Below are 24,648 nucleotides of genomic sequence, written 5' to 3' on the forward strand. Positions count from 1 at the left end.
CATGTTAAAAATAGCCTATCACCCAATTTACAAACATCCTTTGCCTGAAGGGCATCGTTTCCCGATGATTAAATATGAGTTGTTGCCACAGCAATTACTGCATGAGGGCACATGTTCTGAAAGTAATTTTTTTGAGCCTACTATTCCTGACGATTCAGATATTCTTAGGACACATACAAAAACGTATTATCAGGATCTAAAAACGTTAAATTTAGATGCAAGAGCAGCACGAAAAATAGGATTTCCGCTAAGTGAGGAACTTGTGAAACGTGAAGTTATTATCGCTGACGGCACTATTAAAGCAAGTGAGTTTGCATTAAAGTATGGTGTTGCAATGAATATTGCTGGAGGTACACACCATGCCTATTCTAATCGAGGTGAAGCCTTTTGTTTATTAAATGATCAGGCTATTGGTGCGCGGTACTTGCTAAATAAAAAGTTGATTTCAAAAGTGTTGATTGTCGATTTAGACGTACACCAAGGAAACGGTACTGCAGAAATTTTTCAAGGCGATACTGATGTGTTCACTTTTTCCATGCATGGTAAAGGTAATTACCCTTTTAAAAAAGAAGAAAGCGATTTAGATATTGCCTTAGAAAATGATACTGACGATAACACTTATTTGTACATTTTAAAAGAGACTTTACCTAAATTAATTGAAAGTGAACAGCCCGATTTTATATACTATTTATGTGGTGTTGATGTGGTAGCGTCAGATAAACTTGGAAAACTAGGGATGACTTTGGAAGGCTGCAAAGAGCGCGATCGCTATGTGTTGCAAACTTGTAAGGAGCGCAGTTTACCTGTGATGTGTTCTATGGGTGGTGGGTATTCCCCGGATATTAAAATTATAATTGAAGCACATGCCAATACCTTTCGGTTGGCTCAGGAGATTTTCTTTTAGATACATCCAAAAGGATTTTATTATCTTGGTTTAAAAGTTGAAAAAATTGATGATTTTTAGAAAAGTTCTAAGCCTTTTCATTGTAATTTCATGTTTGTCCTGTAAAGACAATTTACCACCACCTTTTGATGATGGTAAGGACATTATGTTTACCACAATTCCATCCAGTCATTCAAATATTAATTTTCGAAATAAAGTAGAAGAAACGCCAGATTTCAACTTTTTAAACTACTCCTACATCTATAATGGTGGCGGTGTTGCTGTTGGTGATATTAATAATGATGGGCTAGAGGATATTTACTTCACATCTAATCAAAATTCAAATAAATTATATCTCAATAAAGGCAATTTTGTTTTTGAAGATATTACAATGTCGGCTGGAGTTCAAGATGATAACGGTTGGTCTACTGGTGTATCAATGATTGACATTAATAACGACGGTTGGTTAGATATTTATGTGTGTAAATCGGCTTCAATAAAAAACAGAAATGCTAGACAAAACAAGCTTTATATCAATCAGAAAAACAATAAATTCAAGGAACAAGCCCTAGAATACGGTCTCAAAGAAAACGGATTTTCTACCCAAGCCTATTTTTTCGACTATGATAAAGATGGCGATTTAGATATGTATTTGGTAAATCACAGTTTAGAAGCCAAATTGCAAACCTTGTTGAACCCCAGTTTGCAAACTAGAATAAATAAGGATGATTTAGACCGATTATTTAGAAATGATAAAGGCAAATATGTTGATGTTTCCAAACAAGCTGGTATTCAAAAAGTAGCCTGGGGTTTAAGCGCGTCTATTGGCGACTTTAATAATGATAATTGGCCAGATATTTACGTAGCTAACGATTTTTTAGAACCCGATTTTCTATGGATTAATAATCAAGATGGCACATTTACGGATGAAGTTTTAACTCGATTTAAGCATATTTCAAACAACAGTATGGGCTCTGATTTTGCTGATATTAATAATGATTTAAAACCCGATTTGGTGGTTTTAGATATGTCATCAGCCGATAGAAAACGAGGTAAAGAAAACATGGCTTCCATGGATATTGGCAAATTTAACCGCATGGTGAATAGAGGTTGGCATCATCAATATATGGCTAATATGTTACAGCTCAATACTGGCAATGCCGTGTACAGCGAAATTGGTCAGTTTTCGGGTATCGCTAAAACCGACTGGAGTTGGGCGCCTTTGGTAGCCGATTTTAATAATGATGGTTTCAACGATTTGTTTGTCACTAATGGTATTGAAAGAGATATTGCGAATCAGGATTTTAGGCAGCAGATGAAACAAAAACTATCTACTTATGACAAAGAGAAAAACTTAGAAACCGCATTACAACTGATTCCTTCAGCAAAACTAGAAAATTACATGTTTCTAAATAACAAAGATGCTACTTTTAAAGACATGTCTTTAGCCTTAGGATTTAATGCTAAAGTAAACTCCAACGGCGCTGCTTATGCAGATTTTGATAATGATGGCGATTTAGATTTGGTATTGAATAATCAATCTGATGAAGCTTCGATATACCGAAATAACAGTACATCAAATTATTTAAAGGTAAGTATAGAAGGCTCTAAAACTAACAGAAATGCAATAGGAGCAAAAGTACTAGTGTTTGCTAATAGTATGACACAGGTAAAAGATATGTATGTAACTAGAGGCTATCAATCTTCGGTTACTAATAATTTGATTTTTGGTTTGGGTGAATTAAACCTTGTTGATAGTTTAAAAGTGATTTGGAATGATGGCAAAGAAACAACGTTGACCAATATTAAGGCGAATCAAAATATAAAGCTCTCATATAATGATGCTAAAAATATTCATAAAGTCAAGAAAGAAAATGAATCAATTTTTGAAACTGTTTTAGCTTCAAGCTTAGGGATAGACTATAAGCACAAGCCTGTTAAATTCAATGACTACAATCTTCAAGTCTTATTGCCACAAAAACAATCTACCATTGATGCGGCTATAGCGGTAGCAGACGTAAATAATGATGGTTTGGAGGATTTATTTATTGGCAATACCGCTGGTTTTCCTTCGGAAATTTATCTTCAAAATAGTTCAGGGAAATTTATGAGAGTAAATCAAGGTGTGTTTGAAAAAGATAAAGATTATAACGACAATAATGTTTTGTTTTTTGATGCTGATGCTGATGGTGATTTAGACTTATACGTAGCATCTGGAAATTATAGTTTGCCTGAAAACGATAAGCTGTTACAAGATCGATTGTACATCAATGATGGCAAAGGTAAATTTTCAAAAGGAAGATTGCCAAACATGTTAAGTGTTACAAAAGCCGTTACTGCAGACGATTTTGATAACGATGGTGATATAGATCTATTTGTTGGGGGACGTGTAATTCCAGGAAAATATCCCAAAGCCCCAGAATCATATTTACTAGAAAACAGAAATGGCACTTTTATAAATGTTACTCTTAAACGTGCTAAAGCATTACAGAATTTAGGTTTAGTGAATGATGCGGTATTTTCAGATTACGATAGTGATGGCGACAAGGATTTAATCGTTGTGGGCGAGTGGCTACCCGTAACGTTTTTTAATAATGAAAATGGCGTTTTTACAAAAGAAGATATGTCAGGCGACGAAAAAACAGGCTGGTTTCAAACCATAAAAGCCATTGATTTTGATAATGATGGCGATGACGATTATTTTGTTGGAAATTTTGGTGAGAACAATAAATTTCATCCTACAGAAACAAAACCATTACACATCTATGCTAATTATTTTGATGATAATAACAGTTATGATATTGCGTTAAGTAAATCTTATGATGGCAATTTATTTCCGCTTCGCGGAAAAGAATGTTCCACCCAACAAACCCCATTTTTAAAGGATAAAATCGGGACTTATAAAGATTTTGCTAATGCTACAATTATAGATGTTTACGGAAAGCAAAATATTGATACGGCATTACACCTAGAAGCTACAACATTTAGTTCTTATTATATTGAAAATGAAGGTGACGGTAACTTTCAATTCCACCGCTTACCTCATAGAGCACAATTTGGACCAACTTTAGATTTCGAGTTTATTGACCTAAATAATGATAAACAAACTGAGGTTTTAGGTGTAGGAACCATCTATAACGCCGAGGCGGAAACTGTGCGTTATGATGCCTCTCAGGGTTATGCTCTACAGGCAAAAGAGAACTCAAAATTCACAAGTCTTAATCAAACCATTTCAAATGCAGAAACAAAAGCCATGGAGCAAATCACCATTAATGGAGTCTTGTATTTGGTTTTACTAAATGCTGATAGCGAATTGAGTTTTTTAAAAGTGAAATAAATATCAAAATTATTGAGCTTTTGTCATGTCGACAGAGCGATCCCGATAGTTATCGGGAGAGCGACGAGACATCTCATTATTTGAGATTCCTCCTCCTTTGTTTCGCTATATACTTTCAATCAAAATATATTTTGATTTCAGTAGCGTTCGGAATGACAATAATTATTATGACTACCACATAGATTGAGATAAGTTAGTATAACACACCCCTTCACCATTCATAAACGTACTATTAGTTTTATTCAATTCTATCGGTTCACCGTTAAATTTTGTTGCAGGTAGCCCAAGCTCATTGTAAATACAAGCTGTAGCCGCATAATCCCAAATGCTGCCACCACCTTTTTCCTTTTTTGGGAATTTTAAAAAACACGCAGGTCCATTTTCTAAAACTGAAATGGCACATAGTACCGCGCCTTTTCCAGATAATTCTTTAGTGTCTTTTAGGCCTAAGTTAGTTTTATGTTCATTTAAAATCTGCTGAATTTTTGAAGCATTAGGGGTGTCTTTTAGGGTTTTATCGGTTACATAAGTCAAATAATTATTGGTATTCTCAATGATCAAAGGCATGTTGTTTTTAAAAGCCCCTTTACCTTTTATGGCGTGATATAAGGTTGCAGTACTGGGATCGAAAACAACACCAATCACAGGTGTGCCATCCTTGGCAATTAATGCAATGGATACTGAAAACCCAGGTTGTTTTTTAATAAAAGCTAATGTGCCATCCATTGGGTCGATACACCAGAAATACGCTTTTTGTAGTCGACTACCATCATCTTTAGTTTCTTCGGATAATAAACCAATATCGTATGTTTCACAAGTTGGTTTCAGATGGGATAAAATGATTGCTTCACATTCACGATCTACTTCTGTAATTACTTGAGAGGCATAGGTAGAACCTCCTTCTTTTTGCTCCACAACAATATCATCATTCATATATTTCTGAATGATTTTTCCAGCAGAAAGCGCCGCTTCAATGGCAATATTCGCTAAATGTTGTAAGTCCATTACTATAGGTTTTTAATGACTTCAGCAGTGATGCGCTCACTATAACTATTAATCTTCCAATGGCTAGGGCTCCAACCGTTTAAAAACCGATGAAAATCTGCCCACGCCACACGATATAAAGGTCGCCATTCGTTTTCTAAGGCTTCATTTGTTTTGCCAAGTGCTTTGTGTAAATGCGCAAAGTAGGTGTTTAATACTCTTGATTCCAAACGTTCGCAATCGCTTACATTAAGGCAACTACCTATAAAATAAGCAACATCTTTCATCCCGCAGCCACCGCCTACATATTGAAAATCTACGCCAGCAACGTCTCCGTTTTTTGAAAAACAAAAGTTTGCCAATTTTGCATCGCCATGTACAAACGTTTTAAAGTTACAGTTGTTCAATTTTTTGTCAATGGCAGCAGCAGCGTTTTTTAGTGCTGTATCGTCTAAAGCTTCCAGTTCTTGAGGTCTGGTGTCTAAATGCCAATAGGTGCCAACTCCCCAAAGGCCGTTAGGTGTTTTTCCCAAAAAACTTGCATGAAATTGCGCCAACCATTCTAAACACCTATCGATATCTTCCCATTCCACGTTTTGTTTTCGTAATGGAAAACCTGCTGCATCTAAATCTTCGAGAATGATAAGGGTCTCGTCTTGGTAGCTTTCGACACCAAAACACTTTGGCAAACGTGCCATACTATGTTTACTATAAGTTTGATACCACTTAGTTTCTACCTCATAAGATTTCAATTTTCTTTGATGACCAATATCCGTATGCCACCCTCGTGGGTGCTTTTGGCTTTTGGGCAACTGCACGTGTTTTACGACAACACTTTCTAAAGAGGCGTTTTCTAATGCAACACGAATAATTTTACCATAACCACTCCATAGTTCTTGAATGACTTCTTTTTCAACTAAGGAAGATGCACCAGTTTTTTGTATAATAATGGATTTGAAATGGTTGTTCATAGGGTGGTAAAGGTAGGGAAATGTTAATTTTATTGGTAAAGTAATTAATTTTTAAACCCTGACCGAAAGGTCAGGGTTTACATTACATTATTTCCAAAAAGCAAGCTTGTCTAGCCAACTCCTCGATTTAGATTCTGAAAAACCGTTTTCTTTTTCGGTTTTCAAATCAGATTTTTTAGAGTCTTTATTTCTATAATATTCTTGCCTTTTAGAATCATCATCAATTCTGACTTTTTGGATTGTTTCGTCAGACCATTTCAACGCCCATTCAACAGCATTGTTGGTAATCCAATAATGAGATTTACAATCAAAACTCCAGTTGCCAACCGATGGTTTTAAACTAATAGTTTCTCCATTGTAAATCATTCTCCATCCAGTCGGTGTTAGTGGAGTATTTACTTCACTTCCGCAACCACAGGCACACTTATGAATTACCGTTCCGTAATCTAAAGAGATGTATAAAATACCTTCTTCAATATTATCAGGAATAAAATCAACAAATTTATGCTCAAACTTCATCGCTTATTAATTGATTTACGTTAATTGCATAAGTGCTTTGATGTTCATTTTCAAGGTCATTCAAGACATCATAAAGCTTATAAAACTTTATGACCGCAAATGTTGCATTTAAGGAGTTCAAAGGAGCAATCTGTATGTTTGATGCATACTCTTCATTTTCCTCATCGGCAAATGATACACAACCGTTCCAGATATGTTCTGTTTTGCTTACACTACTTGTGGTAGTCCGAATAATTCCTATTAAAGAATCATCTACTCGTTCTACTCCAATTCCAGTATCTATAAATTGAATACCTTCATCTTGTAGCTTCCTAAATATTAGCTTTTTGATTTCGCTTTTATCTATGCAAACAAATACAAAATCCAAATCCTTAAGCATTCCGACATTTGATTCATTTATGAATACACCATGAGGGATAATGTGTTTGTGCATTTTAGAATAAATGCTAAACAGATAATCTACTTTTAAAATAGACTCATTGAGTTGCTGAAGTGATGGAGCACTTGGTGCTCTGAAAGCATTATGCTGTAAAAACTTATCACCATCAAATAAATGAATTTCACTTACATATGTTTTAGCAATGAAATCTAAAACATAAGAACCCGTACCACCAAGACCTATAATGCCAATTTTAAGTCCAGACAACTTCTGATTAATGGCTTCAATCTCAGCTTTTGAAGAGTTGGTGTCGTGATAATTTAATACAGAATGTTCGCCAACAGACTCAATAACTTTATAAGTTTTAGCTGTAACCTTAGGGTCAATATATCTAGCGGGTGCTGAAATAATTTCCGCATATTGAACCATTTTTTCAAAATAATTCTGATAACCATTTGCTGGTTTATTAGAGAATGAATGGTTTATAACTATCTTATCTGTTAAATTAATCGTTCTGCTTGAATGCTGTAACTGACGAATTATAGTTCCATCAATATTACAAGGGAACTCACCCGCAAAATAAATAACATGCGTGTTTGGTCTTGTAACTTGATTATTGGCAATAGACACGTTGGTAACCAACGTGCCTTTTGCCACTTCTTTTTTAGTGTTTAAATATGGAACACTGTACATCAATAGGTAATTCCCAATTACCTCTACCTCGTAACCTTGGTTACGAAGCTTTTTGACGTCTGGACTATGATCTATTAGTAGGAGTGACATTGAAAATCATTTTGTTTTTTACAGATATCACTTCACCTTTAATCATACTTCCTTCTGGTTTACTAGGAACACCTCGCTTGTAAGTAATTGTATAAATTACATTAGGGTTATTTGACACTTGTCCATACGCTAGCTTTACAACTTCATTAAAAGAAATAGTGTCCTTTTGCCAAGGTTTTTCTCGAGCATTTACAATTATACATTCAATTTTTTCTAAGCTACAAGCAACAAAGCATGATGATTTTGTAATTGCAATTTTATGCTCAACATCATCTTTATAAGTTACTTCTACGCCACCTCTACGAATTTCCTTTAGATAGTATCGGTCTGAATTGATACAGGCTAAAGCCATTATTTCGTTAGGTGTCATGAAGCATTCTTCTACTTCGTATGGCTTATCATCAACTTTAATTGTCAGCTTTTTATAAGGTTTTGCCTTAAAGCCTTCAATCCCCGCAGTTTTTAAATTTACTTCTTCCTCAAGTTGAATTGGGGTGAATCCCTTTTCGTTGATTTTATAAAGCAATTCATAATCCTCAACAGGAGTTAAATTAGCAATTTCTAATATAAAGCGTCCAGATATTTTTGATTCGCTGGACTCAAATCGTTTTCCATTTACTTTAAAAAAATGTTTCATCTTTTTATAATTTTAATTATACAAATACTATCCAAAATGATAGCTTTTTTTAACAACCTCTTTTCCTTTAAAACAGCCGAGGTATCGTTCTGTTCAGGTAGAATATTTTGTTAAAACAATTGTTTAAGACATAAAAAGATGTTACATTTGTATAACAAAACAAGGAAGGAATCCTTCAATTTAGGTGACAAGCCTTTTGAAGATTAGTTTACCGGACTAAAGAAATTCCTATAAATTCTTAATCCAATCTGTTGCTCCAACAACAAATTGGATTTTTTTATTTCACGTCAGCTTTTTTTAAATTGTACTCTACAAATATACTAAAATTTCAGATAACTTTATTTTTTATGTCTCCAAAATGGAAATTATATAGCTTTATTATAGCTTATAATTAAATTAACATATTTGTTATCACATAAAAATAAATTATTCATATTATTGATTATCAAATATTTGTAGTATATTATAATCGAAATCGAATAAAGTTATTAACAAATCATTGACAATCTAAAGTTAATAACTATATTTGTGAACTGTTAAAATCAAACCTTTTTATGCCAAACAAAATCATTCACCCAGGTGTTTTACTTGATAAAATGTTGAATGAAAGAAGTTTAAGCCAACGAGATTTAGCCTCAAGAATTGACATAGCTCATTCACTACTCAACAATGTTTTAAAAGGTAACAGAAATATTAATGTTCATTTAGCAATAGCTCTTGAATCCGCAGGATTTGAGGATGCGAATTTTTGGCTAATGGAGCAAATGAAATTCAATTTACATCATGCTCAAAATGATAAAGATGTAATAAGGAAAAAGAAATCTATTAAAGAATGGAATGATATTGAAAATGAAGGACTTGTGCCTTTATCTTATTTCAAAAAACAAGACATTGGAATTAGTACTTCGGATGATTTAGAGAAAATTTACGAAATCTATGGTGTAAATAGTTATTTAGATCTAAAAGCAAGAGTCAAGGAATTTAACCCTACTTACTTCAGAAAATCTTCTAAGTTTTCAGAAAATAAAAATAATGTTATAGCATGGTCTTTGATGGCTAAATACAAGGCGAATCTTCAACAAGTTTCAAGTTTCAAGCGTTCAAATGAATCAAAGTTACTGAATGAGTTGAAAGATTGCTTTTACCATAATGATGAAATTATAAAAAAATCAAAAAAAATACTTAATAAATTTGGCATCAAGTTTTTGCCATTAAATCGTCCTTCTCAGACTCCCGTGGATGGAAAGTCTTTTATGTCAGGAAAAAACCCTGCAATTGTACTTTCTTTAAAATACAAAAGATTGGACAATTTTGCTTATACATTGTTTCATGAAATTGGTCATGTATTTGAACACCTAACCAACCAAAAGCGTCCTGAGTTTCGTAACGAGGAATTCTTTATTAATAATAATTCAAATACGGATTTAGTGGAATTTGAGGCAGATGCTTATGCAAGCAAAAACCTAATCGATCCTGACCTTTGGAACGATTTTATAACATTCAATGAAGAGTTTACGGATGATGTTATTTTAAGTTTTTCAAAAAAGCACAAAATACATCCAGGTATTGTTTGGGGTCGAGTTTGTTATACGTACAATGAATATTATAGCAAAAGGACTATCATTAGAAGTATGAATAAACTTGAGGTTGACTAGTTTTGTAAAATGAATTAGGGGATAGATACAGTAAAATTTCTCTTTTCCTCGATATGATTTGGTCTATTATTTTTTTGAAACTAAAATACTTTGGCGTTTAGAACACTGCCAGCAAACACACCCGCGTAAGCGATTGCAGCGGCATCCTTTTTAAAACTTATTTAGAACTTACTTTATGTAGGAACTTGTATTTAGCAGATTGCCACGTCCTTCGTCCTCGCAATGACGCTTTAAAAAGATATAGCGTAAAGCGCGACCCCGCCACTAAAAGCGGGGTTACGCCCAAAAACACCTACGCATTTCCTAGAAATGGTATTACAACAAATTGTTCAATCGATTTTGAAACCAGCTAGTTTTTGGTTTGTCTTCCGTTTTTTCAGCAGGTTCTGTAACTCGATTTTTATTATGTGCTGTTTTACGCTTTTTTACTACTCTGGCAATTTCAGCGTCAACATAGTCTATAAATTCGTTGTTTAAGGCAATTATTTTTGCTTCTTCCAGAAGAGTTTCAGCTTTTTCATAAGCTTTTGTAGCTTCTAATAAAGATGCTTGAGCCAACAAAACATTTGCCTTTTTTGTCCCTTTAAATTCTAGAGCAAAGTCAATTAACTTTTCCGCTTCGGCATAATCTCCATTGTTAGTTAACAATCGAATATAATCGGGATAAATATCTGGGTTATACATATCGCTTGCTATGGCGAGATTATAATACTCTTTAGCCAATTCTTAATTGCTTAATTGATCATATTGTACTTTAGCCATCAAACACAAAGCTTTTGCATTGTTTGGCTCGTAAGCTAAAGCATAGTTTAAAGCTTCCACGGCTTCCTCCAATTGATACGGATAAGTCTCAATTGCTCTAAATAGGTAATTGTTGTTTAAATTATTTTCCATGACCTCCTTTCTAATTAATTCGTTACTATTTTAAGCGTAAGCAAATGTTTTGCTAACGCTACACTGTTTCAAATTGTCGAAATAAAAAAATCCGAAACAGTTTGTTCTGCTTCGGATTTTTTTCTGAGGAAAGTAATCTACAGAAAAAACCGAAGCCTGAGCCATAAACCCTGCGGTTCGTAACTCCAATCCTGAAATGCTATATAATGCTTCAACATGGCTTATAGTTTTTTAATTATTAATTATAAAAATAACTCCTCGCTAGAGGTTTCATTTAAAATTGTCATTCTTGCCTTTCGACTATCGCTCAAGATAAACTACAGCGGGAATCAAGCAGTTGTTCATTTAAAACTGCGCTGCAAATATAAAGTGGAATTTTTTAAACTTCCAAATAAAAATTAAATTTAATTTATTGATAATCAAATAGTTATATTGAAATTTAGGCATGGAAATGACTGTCCGTTTTTCAACAGATACTTACGTTAAACGGCAAAAGTTTGTCTCCCAGTTGCTTACGTTTCAATGCCTAATATTTTAGTTTTTAAACTTCTGTATCAAATTATTTTAATTTTTTTCAATAAAAAAAGCGTCCAACATGTTGGACGCTTTTAAATATTATAGAATATCTAAATTTTTATCTATTCATATTCTTTATTTGGTCCACAAAATCATCCAAATCAGCACCGTTACTTACAAGAGTTAATGCTTTATCGATAATGTATTTTACGTTTACCGCATGAAACCCAAGTCCCACAGCAATTTTCTTCAACAACATCATTTCCGGCTCGCCAGTAATGGTATCTACATGAATCATACGCACTAAATCGTACAAACGCTCCAAACGCTGATCGTAAGAAACTGGCGGATTAATCGGGTGCGATTGGTAATTTTTCAATATCGCTTTATAATCGTTTTCACCAATTTCCAAACGCTGCGCTAATCGATCCAAAAAGGCTTTTTCATCATCAGTAATCACACCATCGGCCATAGCCACACGAACAATTGCAGCAAAATGACTCTCATTACGCTTCTTAAAACCACTATCAAATAAATCTGAAAACGACATATATACTTCTTTTTTAGTGCTGCAAACCTACATATTTTTTTTAAGATTTTAAATTGAAATTTTCACTTTTTTGCAGTACACCAAACCCTTCGAGTGCCTTAAGCAATTGGGTTGGCCTGTTGGCAGGCACTCTTTGCTAGGAACTTCAACAAATGCGTAAATACCTAATACAGAGATTTAGTTTTTTAAAATGAATTTATCCTTTCTTGGGATTTTCTTCTTTTTTATCAGGATCTGTTTCTACTTTAGATTTTAAATCCTTACCCTTTAAATATTCAGGCAACTCCATACCTGCCATATTGAACATTTCTTGCAAAGGTGGTACAGATTGATACATCCCTGATAGGAAATTAGCAGTTGAAGATTTACCATCTTTACTATTTCCATTTTCCCAAACAGTGACCTTGTCGATCTTAATATTTTTAATAGCATCTGCTTGAGTTTTAACCAATTCTGGAAGTTTATCAGCAATTAAAAGTAAAACGGCGTCTCTAGAATTATTACCAGCTGCTTTTACTATTTGGTCTAAACCAGCTGCTTGTTTTGTTAAAACTTCATATAAACCTTTTGCTTCGGCTTGTGCTTTAAACAAGATGGCGTCTGCTTCACCTTTTGCGCGTCTTCTAATGCGTTCTGCCTCTGCTTCAGCATCAATTTCAACCTTTTTCTTATCAATTTCGGCAGGTACGATAACATCTGCCATCTGTGATGAACGTTCTCTTTCTGCTCTAGCTGTTTCAGCTTCCTGTTCAGCAGCATAAGCTTCTTCTAAAGCTTTTGCGCTTTGTACTTTTTCAGATGCTATAGCAACACGTTCTGCCTCAGCTTCGCGTTGGCGACGTAAAGAATCTGAATTTGCAACAGCAATTTTGGCGGTATTTTCACCTTCAACAGCTTGTGCATTTGCAGCAGCAACTTGGGTTCTTTCATCTTGTACTGCGTTGGCTTCACCAATAGATCCATCTCTGTTCTTTTCTGCTACCGATTTACGTGCAGCATTAATTGCATGAGCCGCAGCTTCTTTACCTAAAGCTTCAATGTAGCCAGACTCGTCAACGATATCGGTAATATTTACGTTAATTAGTTTTAATCCTACTTTCTTTAGCTCTGATTCTACACTTTGAGAAATATTAGTCAAGAATTTATCCCTATCAGAATTAATTTCTTCAATATCCATAGAAGCTACAACCAGACGTAGCTGCCCAAAAATAATCTCTTTTGCTAATTCTTGAACATCATTCATCGATAACCCTAACAAACGTTCTGCAGCATTTTGCATTACACCAGGCTCGGTTGATACACCAATGGTAAAACGCGAAGGGACGTTAACACGAATATTTTGTTTTGAAAGCGCGTTTACCAAATTAACCTCAATGGAAATAGGTGTTAAATCTAAAAACTCATAATCTTGAATAACTGGAAAAATAAAAGCAGCTCCACCATGAATACATTTTGCAGATTGACCACCACCAACTTTACCATAAACCACTAATATTCTATCTGAAGGGCAGCGTTTGTAGCGTCTAATTAAAATAATTAGAAATAAGAAAATAAATAATACCGCAAAAATTAGGGCAAGAGGTAATCCAAAATTAAAGCTCTCCTGAGCCATCAGTAATTTCATAAGTTTTTTGTTTTATAGGTTCAATTGCTTTTCTTGTTTTATCTACTATTAAAATACCATTACTGGTAACGTCTACAACCTTAATTATCGTTCCGGACGGTAAGGCTTCAAGAGCATCGGTGAGCGCATCTAGCTCACGTAATGATCCTTGAACATTTACACTAACTTTACCCATTTTAGAGCGGTTCGCTCCAATGGTTAAATACACCTCTCCAATGGCATCGATAGCATTTTCGTATTTTAAAGTACCACTGTCTACCAACTTCCCCATAAAATAGAACATAGCAGCCATGATAGTCATCATTACCAATCCAGAGATTGTAGAAATTATAAAGGTGATAGGAACAGGTAAATTAGCGTCTATACAAGCTACACCACTCCAACCAAAAATGGTGAAGAATCCAACTAAATTTTTAAATGTGATAAATTGAAAACCAATACCCGTGTCTGATTCTATTTCGGAATCCAAGTCTTCAACCTCGCCTGCATCGCCTCCTACGAAGGATAAAATAACTACTATTAGAAATATAAATGAGCTTAGAATTGCTATGAGCCAGTAAAATTTTGAAAGAAAATCTAGATTCGCAAACCAGTCTAACATAGTAAAGGATTTATTGAATTAAATGTAAGCTTATTTGTAAGACTCAGCAAATATTTTTGACAGTAAAATCCATTGATTATGTTTACCTACTTAACTCATATTTTCGTTAATGGCTTGGGCATCAAATGTGTTCTACAAAGTCTTATTGTATCATGTTTGTATATAAAATATCAAGTTTGTTACATTACCGTAAAAAAGAAAAGACCAGAAATATATCTGGTCTTTGTTTGTCTTAAATTTAATTAATATTTAATTGAAGCTATACCTAAGCCCAAACAATACATTACTAGGCGGCATTGGCACAAACCCAGTTTCAATATACTCAGCATCAAAAATGTTGGCCGCAGTAAGCGTAAACTCAAATTGTTTCGCTGTTATTACAGCAGAGGCATCCCAAACATTGTAGCTTAAGCCAGCAGTACGTTCTGCATGTTTGTAAATAATATTGAGGTTGATGTATTTTGACAGTTGAGAGCTTAAACGTGATACAAAATGATGTTTTAGGGAATTGATGGAATATCTAGAAAATGCAATATTCAGTTCACCAACTTCATCCTCAATAAAAGTGTAGCCCATTGATAAATTGTGTGGCAAACGTCCAGTGTTGAAGCTGTAATTGGCATTTACCTCAAAGCCTTTAGTGTACAAATCACGAAGATTGGTGGCCATAAAACGATCTGCTTCGTTCTCTTTTACGTAATCTATCAACTTGCTGGCATCCCTGTAGAAAACAGCAAATGATCCATTGAACTTAGAAGAAAAATATTTCCCTCCAAACTCAAATGAAAGCGCTTCCTCAGGTTCAAGGTTTTCATTTCCAATAGTTGCAGGATCACTATAAAACAAATCGGTATATGTTGGGATACGATACGTATTACCTGTATTCGCATAGATTTTAAAGCTATCATTTAGTCTATACCCAATATCTAAACCAGGAAAGGCATGAAATTTGAAATCTGAAAAATAAGTTACCGCAACACCTGGTGTAACATCCAGCCTATCGTTAAATAATTTGAACTGATGCTCTAAAAACACATTGGTCATAAAACGATTTCTATTTCCAAGATTATTACTTCTTATGTAAATTTTAGAAATATCTACTCCAAAACCAGTAACCCCAATATTGGAGTTGTATGATGCGTTTGCCTCTGCGCCTATTTTATCTGTAATATGGAGGTTTCTAAAGAAAAGTGGTTCGTCACGCTTTAATAAAAACATATCTTGGTTGCGTTTCCAATATACGCGCGGTCTTATTTTAAAGTTTTCAGACTTATAAGTGGTGGTAAACCCTATTAAGCTATTTTGGGTTTCTTCATATTCATTCCAATCAGGATTGGTAGTATAAAAATTTTCGGCCCCAAATTTTCTGTCAAAAAATGTAGCAATCATTTCTATAGCCTGTTTCTCCTTGTTAAACACGCTTTTTATAAAAAGATTGGTGTTGTTATAGTCTGAATTATTACGGTAACCTGCTGAGGTTAATTTTCCTGCATGAATAATATGTGAGGAATTCTCTAACTCAGAACCTATAGTAACAGAGCCATTTAACTGCCCGAAACTTCCTGTTTCAACATTTGTAGATACTGTATTTTTTAGTTGTTTTTTGGTTACAATATTTATGGCTCCAGTAAAGGCATTTTGACCAAACACACGTGCTGCAGGACCTTTAATAATTTCTATACGTTCAATAACTTCAATAGGTAACGCCGCATTCATGGTGTGGTGTCCTGTTTGCGCATCATCCATTTTAATACCATCAATAAGCAGTAACGTTTGGTCGAAACTTCCACCGCGAATGTACAAATCGGCTTGACTTCCAGCGGTACCACGACGTCTTATATCAACACCTGCAACTTGTTGCAGTAAATCCGCAATGTTATTGGTGGCACTGTTTTTTATGTCTTCAGAAGTAATGATATCAATGGTTCTCGAGTTTTCCTTAAAAGGTAAATCTATTCGTGTTGAGGAAATTACAACGGTATCTAATTCTTGTTTTTGAGGTTTTTCTTGCGCATTACCTGTAAAAACGGCAGCTATTATGCTTAAAATAAGAAGTTTAGCTTTCATAAAATAGTTGAATTAAAAACGATGCAAAAGTCGTAACTTTCCGGACGACTTAGATAGTCCAGTTTTAAAACAATGAATAGTCCGGTTGTTAACCTTCTTGAGCAATTAATACACTTTGAGAAATCAGGTACAAACCCTGTATACATTCAAATAGCACAGCAAATCATTAATGCTATTCAGCGTGGATATTTAGCAAAAGGCACAGTGCTGCCAGGGACGCGTACATTTAGTCAGTTACTAAAAGTGCACAGAAATACAGCTGTTACGGTTTATGATGAGTTGGAATCTCAAGGTTGGGTAGAGATTGTTCCCAATAAGGGCACCTTTGTTTTAGACCCTAAACACCGCAATACGCCAATTAAAGCTACAACCCAGCACATCAATAAAGTCTATGACTATGCTACATTTACTGGCTTTCCGTTTCAACCTGCACTTCATTTAGCGTCTACTTTTGAAGAAACAGAAGCAAAATACAGTATTAACGATGGTAAACCTGATTTGCGGTTACATCCTGTGCATCAATTTTCTAGATGGTATAGTGCGGTAATGAAACGGAAGTCGTTGGTTTCAAAATGGAATCAAGCAGCAGTCTCACATTCGGTATTTAAAACTCAAATTTGTAATTATTTAAACGTTACAAGAGGTTTTCATATAACACCTAACAGCCTTTTAAGTACCAGAAGTACTGAAATGAGCTTATATATTGTATCGCAACTTTTAATTAAACCTAAGGATGTTGTTTTGGTTGGGATGCTAAGTAATTACGCTTCAAATATGATTTTTCAGCAAGCTGGTGCTACCATTAAAACCATTCCAATAGATGATAGCGGTTTGGATGTTTCTTATATCAAGACACATTTTATAAAGGGTAGTATTCGATGTGTTTATGTATGTGCCAACAGGCATTATCCAACCACGCGAACGTTGAGTGCAGAGCGCCGTTTGGAATTATTGGAACTAGCAAAAATCTATCAGTTTGCGATTATAGAGGAGGATTATGATTATGATTTTCAGTTTGAAGGTTCTGCAATGCTACCTTTGGCCAGTGCCGATATGAATGGGATGGTTATTTATTTGGGGAAATTGGGGCAATCATTATTTCCAAGTTTTCAAACAGGGTTTGTTGTCGCGCCTGAGAATTTAATTTCTGAAGCACAAAATTATCTACAATTATTAGATGAACAAGGTGATATCATTCAACAACAGATGCTTTCTGAATTAATTTCTGAAGGTGAAATATATCGCTTAATGAAAAAAAACGTCATTATTTATAAGCAAAGGCGAGATTGTTTATGTAAATACCTATCAGAATATTTTAAAAATACTATCACTTGGGACATACCAACAGGAGGTTTAGCGGTATGGTTACAATTTGAATCTAAAATCTCATTAATAAAATTAGCGGAAATAGCTGAACAACACGATGTTTTTCTCCCAAAGACCATTCTGTATCAAGACAAAGACACCTGCGCTATTCGTTTTGGTTTTGGACATTTAAATGAGGAAGAAATAAAAACGGTTTTGAAAACATTGAAAACGGCATACAATTTAATTTTGGTAGATTAGTTAATCAACCAAAAGTTCATGGTTTTTCAATATTAAATTCGGTATTGCAATGATTACATCGGTATTTATCTTTGGCATAAAACGGTAATGTTCCGGAGAGAAAGCCCAATAAAAAAGAAAAGAACGATTTCAAATCGGTTATTGTTGAAAATAATGCTACTTCATTTTTAGCGCAATTCGGACAGGTGATGGGGTTACCCTCATCATCCAAAGAATATTTTTCAATACTATCTAAAATGTGTTTCGCCTTTATAACATCATCAGTAAGGACTTTTAGCTTTACACCACCAATGGCATTGCTTACTAAAGGATCGGTATCGATGGTAAGATTATCTCTTAAAAATACTTGAATACCTTCAGATTCCAATCGTCCTTTTATAATTTGAGCTTCACTAGAATACTGAAATTTAGCAACTGTGGTAAAGGTTTGTGGCATATTACGAATATGTTGTTCATACAAATATAAAGTATGTATAGAAGAAAAATAATTATTTTTAACGATAATTAATTATTGTTTTTCAATAATTTTGTTATTGTTAAACAATAATTTTAGGATAATGAAAACAATAGCGCTATTAAAGAATCTTATAAATGTGTACTATTATCTATTAATAATAGGCTTTGTAGTTGTAATGCTTTTAATTGTAATTGGTTTTAGTAGTGGAGAAACGGCTAATTTAAGGATTATTGAAGGCTATGATGCATCTCACGTAGGTGTGAAGGAATTCTTAGCACTAACCCTAATACCTCTAATTATTTATCTACTTTTTGTTAGAGCTGTTTATCTTCTCAAGACGACTTTAAAGGATTTATCTGAGGGCAACTATTTTTCTAAGTTGGTGATTAATCATTTCAACACCATTGGTAAACTCATTTTAATTTGTACATTTTCTTATGCAGGGTTTAAGTTTGTAGCGAGGTTAGTTCTATTGAGTGATGTAAGGCTAGGGCTTGACTTTTCATTGATAACACCCATTGTAGTGGGGTTGTTTTTTATGTTTTTGAGCGAAGCTTTTGCAAAGGCTAGAAAAACGGAAGAAGAAAATAAATTAACGATATAACCATGCCAATAATCGTAAACTTAGATATAATGCTTGCTAAACGCAAAATGAAAAGCAAGGAATTAGCAGAAATTATTGGTATTACCGAAGCAAACCTTTCTATTTTAAAATCAGGGAAGGCTAAAGCAGTTCGGTTCTCAACTTTAGAAGCTATTTGTAAGGCATTGGAGTGCCAACCAGCTGATATTTTAGAGTGCACTTCTGCTGATGAAAGTTGAAGTATTGAAGAATAAATCTGTATTTTTAGCATATATTTAAAATAGTCTGCTGTGAAAAATTGTGTTTTTACCTTATTGTTTTTATCCTCTTTAGTTGCGTTCTCCCAAAACAATCTCATCGTAAAAACTGAAGATGGAAGACGTGTATTATTAAAAGTAGATTTTACTTGGGAATACATTGATAGCCAGCCACTAACTTTGGTAGACAGTAGTAAAATTAAGCCCATACAACCCTTAGATACAAAACTTTGCAACACCCCCAAAGATTTTAAAGAACCAAAATTGGATAGCAAAATCCAAGCACAGCTCAAAAAGGGTAGGGCAACTATAAGCCATATTAAAATGAAAGTTGCGAAAGATTACAAATGTGATGTAAAGGATGTAATTTTAATATCAGCTTCTGAAAGGAAAGCCTCAGGAAATTATACCTTTTGTGCCAATGGTAAAAAGGTGTTTTATAAGCGTAGCGGACATAATGTTGCGGAGAAGCGGAAGTTATTTTAGTCAAGGTATGAGACTTTTCCAGAATCTTTAAAAGCTGTTTTGTCAACCCATTTGTGATAGCCTCTTTTTCTCGCGTCCAGTAAATCAATATTTAGTTTGTTTGCAATAAGATATCCGTTTTCGATTGCCTTCTCGGGATCTTCTAAAGTCATCAAATTGAGAATTTTGTTTTTTTGATACCACATATTAATGTGATAATAATCACCAGTTCTAAAAACTGATATATATTCTAGCGCTACAAGGTTTTGCCACACTTCTTTATAGTTAAAAATACCCACGCGATAGCGATGTTGTATTTTTTGGCTTTTAAAATTAAGGTGAACACTGTGAGAGGCAATGGCCATAAATGAGGACGAAAATAATATGCAAAGAAGCACAACTAAGTAAATAATTATTGTCCAACGTTTAGGATGATTCCAAAAATCCCTGTAAGCAAATAAATATATAGCGTAGCCAATTAAGCAAGTATAAAGGAGTGACACAATAATTTTATTAATAAACGGTTTAGTGGGTTCTTTTATAACAAGGTCACTTTTATACATGCTACAAATATAATCAACAAGCGTTTTACTGTCTTCTATTGGCCAATAATGGTGGAGGCTCTCCTGTAAAAGGATTCCATCTACTAATACTTTTAGCTTCCATTCCTGCTGCGGTAATTACCGCCCTATCGCCAAAACGTTCACGCATTTTGTCAATGGCCCTACTTAAGTGGAGTTGTTTTTCGTTATCTTCAAAAAGGTGTATTTGATGTCCGCCTTCTACTAAATGACTAAATTTTACACCAATGAGGCGCACCAATAAACGCCTGTTGTACAGTTTTTTAAACAAATCTAAAACTACAGGAATAATATTATGATCCATAGCACTGTATGGAATACGTTGCTGCTGGGTATAGGTTTGAAAATCGGAATACCTAATTTTAAACGTAACACAAGCGGTTAGTTTATTACCTCGGCGTAATTGATACGCTAAATTTTCAGCCATAGCTATAATAATGCCTCTTAGTTTAGAAACATCGGTAGTATCTTTATTAAAGGTACGTTCGGTCGAAATAGATTTACGCTCTTGGTATTGAACAACAGGGCTATTGTCTATACCATTGGCTTTTTTCCAAATACTTAAACCGTTTTTACCTAACACTTTATGCATCAGTTCCATGGGCATCTCCTGTACCGTTTGTATACGTTTAACACCTAAATCGCATAGTGCCTTATAAGTAACATTGCCCACCATAGGTATTTTTTTTACAGAAAGCGGCGCTAAAAAGGGTTTTTCGGTACCTGAAATAATACGAATCTGGTTGTTGGGCTTTGCTTCGCCCGTTGCAATTTTAGATACTGTTTTGTTAATGGATAGTCCAAAGGAAATAGGTAATCCGGTTTCTTTTATGATACGCTGGCGTAACTCAGAAGCCAGCTTATGGCAACCGAAAAATTTATCCATGCCTGTAAGGTCAATATAAAATTCATCGATGGATGTTTTCTCATATAATGGCACATTTTCTTTAATGACATCGGTTACGTTTTTTGAAAACTTTGTATAAATACCAGAGTTACCTCTAAGCACAATTGCCTCTGGGCAAAGTTGTTTAGCCATGCGCATGGGCATAGCAGAATGAACACCAAATTTTCTAGCCTCGTAACTGCAAGAAGCTACAACGCCCCTATCAGAAGTGCCACCAATAAGCACAGGTTTTCCAATAAGTCTACTATCCAGCAAACGTTCGCAAGACACGAAAAACGTATCTAAATCCATGTGTATGATAGAGCGATTAGCGTTCATGAAAAACCGAATTATACTTTAATGATTATTATAAGTTTTGGATGTCCTTAATGTTTTGGGAGACATTGGGAGTAGTTGCCTTGTTTTATGGTCTGCAAAACTCTTTTTATTCTGAAATGTAATATTTGAAGGCTTCAAAGTATAGCGAGGGTCTTCAATAATGGTAGCGCGTTCCATACACTGTACTTCAATGTTTACACAATCAAATTCTATTAACACCTTTCCTGTAATGGTGTAGATACCTTTTCCTCGAAACGGATATTTTGCAGCTACAGGGGGAAAGTGTACCGTGTCTATAAAATTGCCGTCATGGTCTAAAAATGTGCCGAAATGCATCTTTTTCCCATTAGAAGTTTTTGTATTTTTTGTAGCCACTAAGTACCCTTCAATGGTTATAATTTTATTGTTAAAATTAATTAAATGTTCAGCCCTTAATAGGTTTGATATTGGAGTTTCCAATAAATGAAATGGATTGCATAAAGGAAAACCCAATAACTCCATTTCATCAAAAGCATTTTCTAAGGCAGTACTTGGTAGTGCGGGTGTGCTGTAATTTATTTTTTCAGTTTTAAAAAGTGTAATAATATGGGTTTCAAAAGTGGTTTTGCTAATTTTTAAATGGGCTTCCCATAGCAATTCCCGCTTATTGACACCTGCAAACCGAAAGGCATTTATTTTTATGAGAATTGAAATTTGCTCAATGGATATAGGGACGCGGTCTATAAAATCGTCCAAGCTTTTAAATGGGCCATTTTGCTGTCGCTCGTCAAGTAAATTATGGATGGTTTTAGCTTCTAAAGCATGTAAAAACATAAAGCCTAAATAAATGGTTTTACCCTTGATAATAGTTTCATTAAAACTAGTATTGACACATGGTGCTTCTATGATACCTCCATGCATACGTGCTTCGTGTACGTACAATTCGGTTCTGTAAAACCCTCCAAAATTATTGATAGTAGCCACCATATATTCCAACGGATAGTAAGCTTTTAAAAACAGACTTTGATAACTCTCTACAGCATAAGATGCCGAATGCCCCTTGGCAAAAGCATAACCTGCGAAACTTTCGGTTTGGCGCCATACTTCGGCGGTAAGCGCTTCGGGTTTTCCGCTTGCTTTACAATTATCGAAGAATTGTTGTTTAACAGCTAAAAACTCATCCCGAGAACGGAATTTGCCCGACATACCTCGTCGTAATTTATCGGCTTGCCCTAAATCTAAACCTCCAAAGATATGAGCTACTTTAATTACATCTTCTTGATATACCATAACGCCATAGGTTTCGGGCATGATATCCAATAAAACAGGATGCGCTTTTTTAATACGCTCGGGATACCGATGCCGTAAAATATACTCGCGCATCATTCCTGATTTAGCAACACCAGGACGAATAATGGAACTTGCCGCAACCAAACCCAAATAGTCATCAACTTGCAGTTTTTTAAGTAACATGCGCATTGCAGGAGACTCCACATAAAAACAGCCAATAGCCTTTGCATTTCGAAGTAAATATTTAATGTTTTCATCTTTTTTGAATCGCTCAATATCATGAATATCAATAGGGGGCTCTTTCGGATTATTATATGCAACAATATTTACAGCATCTTTAATTTTCCCCAATCCGCGTTGACTAAGGATATCGAATTTGTACAATCCAATATCCTCAGCAACAACCATATCAAAATGAGTAGTAGCATAGCCTTTTGGGGGCAAAAAAGTGGCAGTATAGTAATGAATAGGTTTTTCTGAAATTATGATACCACTAGCATGAATACCTAAATAATTTGGAAAACCTTGAATATAAGTGCTATATTTTAACACAAGCTGCGATAGCTTATCCAGCTGGTTTATAGTATAACGCCCTCTTGTAAGCACATCCATTTCGGCTTTAGGTAGCCCAAATACTTTTCCCAACTCACGCACAGAGGCTTTAAATTTAAAGGTATTGTATACAGTGAGTAAAGCTGTGTTCTTAAATGTTTTAAAGATGAAATCTGTAATGTCATCCCTATCGGTCCATGAAAAATCAATATCAAAATCTGGTGGATTTTTGCGATATAAATTAATAAACCGCTCAAAATACAAGTCTAATTCTATGGGATCTACATCTGTAATCCTAAGTAAATAGGCTACAATACTATTGGCGCCACTACCGCGACCAACGTAGTAATAACCCTTGCTGCGTGCATATTCCAAAATACGCCAATTGATTAAAAAGTATGACACAAAGCCTTTACTTTTTATAATATCTAGTTCTTTTTTTATACGATTGTAAATGGTGTCGTCTGGGTTTTTATAGCGGTAGGTTAGCCCTTTATAAGTTAGTTTTTTTAGTAACTCATAGTCGGAATCTTCGTTTTCAGTAAACGATTTTTGATTGTTTGGTGTCTCTTGCGAAAAATCAAATGTGATAGTGCAATTGTTTAGAATAGCCAAGGAGTTGTCCAAAAGCTCTGGAAACTCCTGATACGTTTCACATAATTCATCATAAGGCAGTATTTTATCATTTGGTCTTCCTTCTTCGCTTTTAGGAAGTTTACTCAATAACGTGTTGTTATCAATAGCACGTAGTAAACGGTGGGTATTGAAGTCTTTTTTCGTTTCAAAAGAAACTGTTTTTAGCACTACCAGCTTACTTCTTAAATTATTCCACTGGGAGAATTTAAGCTTGTTGAGGTCTTCGGGTTTAATACCTAAAAACTCATTAGGTTTTAATTTAAAATTGTTGTGTTGCTGGTAAGGATAAATAACATAGGTGTGTTCTAACTCAGGAGCTTTTTTAGGAATTTCAAGATGGTTATCATGAAGAAATTTTGATAGATATGCGTTTATATTTTGAAACCCTTCATTGTTTTTTGCCAGTAGTACAAATTGCTGTTGTGCGCCGTTTCTAAAATCGATACCCAATACAGGTTTTATACTGTATTCTTTAGATAATCTTACAAAATCCAAACATGCCGATGTGTTATTAATATCAGTTAATGCTAATGTTTGAATACCATTTTTTGAAGCAATGGCCAGTAATCTTTCTGGCCTAATGGTGCCATAACGTAAGCTATAATATGTGTGACAATTTAAATACATAGGATTAACAAAATTAGCTACTAATTGTAG

Annotated in this window: 22 protein-coding genes; 7 read left to right on the forward strand and 15 right to left on the reverse strand. The window is 34.5% G+C overall.

Going from position 1 to position 24,648, the window contains the following annotated elements; genetic code table 11:
• Position 1: 1 nt before the first annotated feature.
• A complete protein-coding gene (locus AC1B0Z_RS11890) occupies positions 2 to 904 on the forward strand; it encodes a histone deacetylase family protein (protein ID WP_483792264.1) in 903 nt (300 codons plus the stop codon).
• Positions 905 to 953: 49 nt separating this feature from the next.
• Positions 954 to 4,220, forward strand: coding sequence for a CRTAC1 family protein (locus AC1B0Z_RS11895; RefSeq protein WP_483792265.1), 3,267 nt, complete (start codon positions 954 to 956; stop codon positions 4,218 to 4,220).
• Positions 4,221 to 4,391: 171 nt separating this feature from the next.
• Here the strand turns inward: AC1B0Z_RS11895 and AC1B0Z_RS11900 are convergent, their stop codons facing one another.
• The 5 genes from AC1B0Z_RS11900 to AC1B0Z_RS11920 all read right to left on the reverse strand — a co-directional run bounded on the left by AC1B0Z_RS11900 (position 4,392) and on the right by AC1B0Z_RS11920 (position 8,493).
• On the reverse strand, positions 4,392 to 5,225 hold the full coding sequence (locus AC1B0Z_RS11900) for a 3'(2'),5'-bisphosphate nucleotidase CysQ family protein (protein ID WP_483792266.1): 834 nt from the start codon (positions 5,223 to 5,225) through the stop codon (positions 4,392 to 4,394).
• A 2-nt stretch (positions 5,226 to 5,227) separates the two neighbouring features.
• Positions 5,228 to 6,175 (reverse strand): oxidoreductase family protein, encoded by a 948-nt coding sequence (locus tag AC1B0Z_RS11905; RefSeq protein ID WP_483792267.1) that lies wholly within the window; start codon positions 6,173 to 6,175, stop codon positions 5,228 to 5,230.
• A gap of 87 nt (positions 6,176 to 6,262) precedes the next feature.
• Positions 6,263 to 6,694, reverse strand: coding sequence for a ubiquitination-like system serine protease family protein (locus tag AC1B0Z_RS11910; RefSeq protein ID WP_483792268.1), 432 nt, complete (start codon positions 6,692 to 6,694; stop codon positions 6,263 to 6,265).
• Positions 6,684 to 7,856: a ThiF family adenylyltransferase gene (locus AC1B0Z_RS11915; RefSeq protein WP_483792269.1), complete on the reverse strand. Its 1,173-nt coding sequence runs from the start codon at positions 7,854 to 7,856 to the stop codon at positions 6,684 to 6,686. The genes AC1B0Z_RS11910 and AC1B0Z_RS11915 overlap by 11 nt, the downstream gene beginning before the upstream one ends.
• A complete protein-coding gene (locus AC1B0Z_RS11920) occupies positions 7,831 to 8,493 on the reverse strand; it encodes a multiubiquitin domain-containing protein (RefSeq protein WP_483792270.1) in 663 nt (220 codons plus the stop codon). The genes AC1B0Z_RS11915 and AC1B0Z_RS11920 overlap by 26 nt, the downstream gene beginning before the upstream one ends.
• 554 nt (positions 8,494 to 9,047) lie before the next feature.
• On the opposite strand from AC1B0Z_RS11920, the gene AC1B0Z_RS11925 reads away from it, so the two are divergent.
• The gene (locus AC1B0Z_RS11925) at positions 9,048 to 10,148 is read left to right on the forward strand and encodes a HigA family addiction module antitoxin (RefSeq protein WP_483792271.1); all 1,101 of its coding nucleotides are present in this window, start codon (positions 9,048 to 9,050) and stop codon (positions 10,146 to 10,148) included.
• 315 nt (positions 10,149 to 10,463) lie between these two features.
• Here the strand turns inward: AC1B0Z_RS11925 and AC1B0Z_RS11930 are convergent, their stop codons facing one another.
• From AC1B0Z_RS11930 to AC1B0Z_RS11955, 6 genes are all read right to left on the reverse strand, one after another.
• Positions 10,464 to 10,871 (reverse strand): hypothetical protein, encoded by a 408-nt coding sequence (locus AC1B0Z_RS11930; RefSeq protein ID WP_483792272.1) that lies wholly within the window; start codon positions 10,869 to 10,871, stop codon positions 10,464 to 10,466.
• A gap of 3 nt (positions 10,872 to 10,874) precedes the next feature.
• Positions 10,875 to 11,042 (reverse strand): hypothetical protein, encoded by a 168-nt coding sequence (locus AC1B0Z_RS11935; protein WP_483792273.1) that lies wholly within the window; start codon positions 11,040 to 11,042, stop codon positions 10,875 to 10,877.
• Positions 11,043 to 11,676: 634 nt separating this feature from the next.
• Entirely contained in the window at positions 11,677 to 12,108 is a 432-nt protein-coding gene (locus tag AC1B0Z_RS11940) for a tellurite resistance TerB family protein (protein ID WP_483792274.1), read from the reverse strand.
• A 196-nt stretch (positions 12,109 to 12,304) separates the two neighbouring features.
• Positions 12,305 to 13,732: a flotillin family protein gene (locus AC1B0Z_RS11945; protein ID WP_483792275.1), complete on the reverse strand. Its 1,428-nt coding sequence runs from the start codon at positions 13,730 to 13,732 to the stop codon at positions 12,305 to 12,307.
• Entirely contained in the window at positions 13,701 to 14,333 is a 633-nt protein-coding gene (locus AC1B0Z_RS11950) for a hypothetical protein (RefSeq protein ID WP_483792276.1), read from the reverse strand. Before AC1B0Z_RS11950 ends, AC1B0Z_RS11945 begins: the two co-directional genes overlap by 32 nt.
• A gap of 249 nt (positions 14,334 to 14,582) precedes the next feature.
• Positions 14,583 to 16,400, reverse strand: coding sequence for a TonB-dependent receptor plug domain-containing protein (locus AC1B0Z_RS11955; protein WP_483792277.1), 1,818 nt, complete (start codon positions 16,398 to 16,400; stop codon positions 14,583 to 14,585).
• 72 nt (positions 16,401 to 16,472) lie between these two features.
• Between AC1B0Z_RS11955 and AC1B0Z_RS11960 the strand changes: the two genes are divergently transcribed.
• A complete protein-coding gene (locus AC1B0Z_RS11960; RefSeq protein ID WP_483792278.1) occupies positions 16,473 to 17,966 on the forward strand; it encodes an aminotransferase-like domain-containing protein in 1,494 nt (497 codons plus the stop codon).
• A 16-nt stretch (positions 17,967 to 17,982) separates the two neighbouring features.
• On the opposite strand, the gene AC1B0Z_RS11965 is transcribed toward AC1B0Z_RS11960, so the two are convergent.
• Positions 17,983 to 18,402 (reverse strand): putative signal transducing protein, encoded by a 420-nt coding sequence (locus AC1B0Z_RS11965; protein ID WP_483792279.1) that lies wholly within the window; start codon positions 18,400 to 18,402, stop codon positions 17,983 to 17,985.
• 121 nt (positions 18,403 to 18,523) lie between these two features.
• Here AC1B0Z_RS11965 and AC1B0Z_RS11970 point away from each other — a divergent pair, with 121 nt between their 5' ends.
• Genes AC1B0Z_RS11970 through AC1B0Z_RS11980 form a run of 3 tightly spaced genes read left to right on the forward strand, consistent with a single transcriptional unit; the run spans position 18,524 to position 19,749 of the window.
• Positions 18,524 to 19,027, forward strand: coding sequence for a DUF2975 domain-containing protein (locus AC1B0Z_RS11970; protein ID WP_483792280.1), 504 nt, complete (start codon positions 18,524 to 18,526; stop codon positions 19,025 to 19,027).
• Positions 19,028 to 19,029: 2 nt separating this feature from the next.
• On the forward strand, positions 19,030 to 19,245 hold the full coding sequence (locus tag AC1B0Z_RS11975; protein ID WP_483792281.1) for a helix-turn-helix domain-containing protein: 216 nt from the start codon (positions 19,030 to 19,032) through the stop codon (positions 19,243 to 19,245).
• Between the two features lie 51 nt (positions 19,246 to 19,296).
• Positions 19,297 to 19,749, forward strand: coding sequence for a DUF3157 family protein (locus AC1B0Z_RS11980; RefSeq protein WP_483792282.1), 453 nt, complete (start codon positions 19,297 to 19,299; stop codon positions 19,747 to 19,749).
• Here the strand turns inward: AC1B0Z_RS11980 and AC1B0Z_RS11985 are convergent.
• From AC1B0Z_RS11985 to AC1B0Z_RS11995, 3 genes are read right to left on the reverse strand one after another with little or no spacing between them, the layout of a single operon-like run.
• Positions 19,746 to 20,291 carry a hypothetical protein gene (locus tag AC1B0Z_RS11985; RefSeq protein ID WP_483792283.1) on the reverse strand — a complete coding sequence of 182 codons (546 nt, stop codon included), beginning with the start codon at positions 20,289 to 20,291 and terminating at the stop codon, positions 19,746 to 19,748. The two genes, AC1B0Z_RS11980 and AC1B0Z_RS11985, sit on opposite strands and share 4 nt — an antisense overlap.
• A gap of 25 nt (positions 20,292 to 20,316) precedes the next feature.
• The gene (gene dinB, locus AC1B0Z_RS11990; protein WP_483792284.1) at positions 20,317 to 21,534 is read right to left on the reverse strand and encodes a DNA polymerase IV; all 1,218 of its coding nucleotides are present in this window, start codon (positions 21,532 to 21,534) and stop codon (positions 20,317 to 20,319) included.
• An 18-nt stretch (positions 21,535 to 21,552) separates the two neighbouring features.
• On the reverse strand, positions 21,553 to 24,618 hold the full coding sequence (locus tag AC1B0Z_RS11995) for a DNA polymerase III subunit alpha (RefSeq protein ID WP_483792285.1): 3,066 nt from the start codon (positions 24,616 to 24,618) through the stop codon (positions 21,553 to 21,555).
• Between the last annotated feature and the right edge of the window lie 30 nt (positions 24,619 to 24,648).

Source organism: Hyunsoonleella sp. J2K-J805, assembly GCF_057167125.1.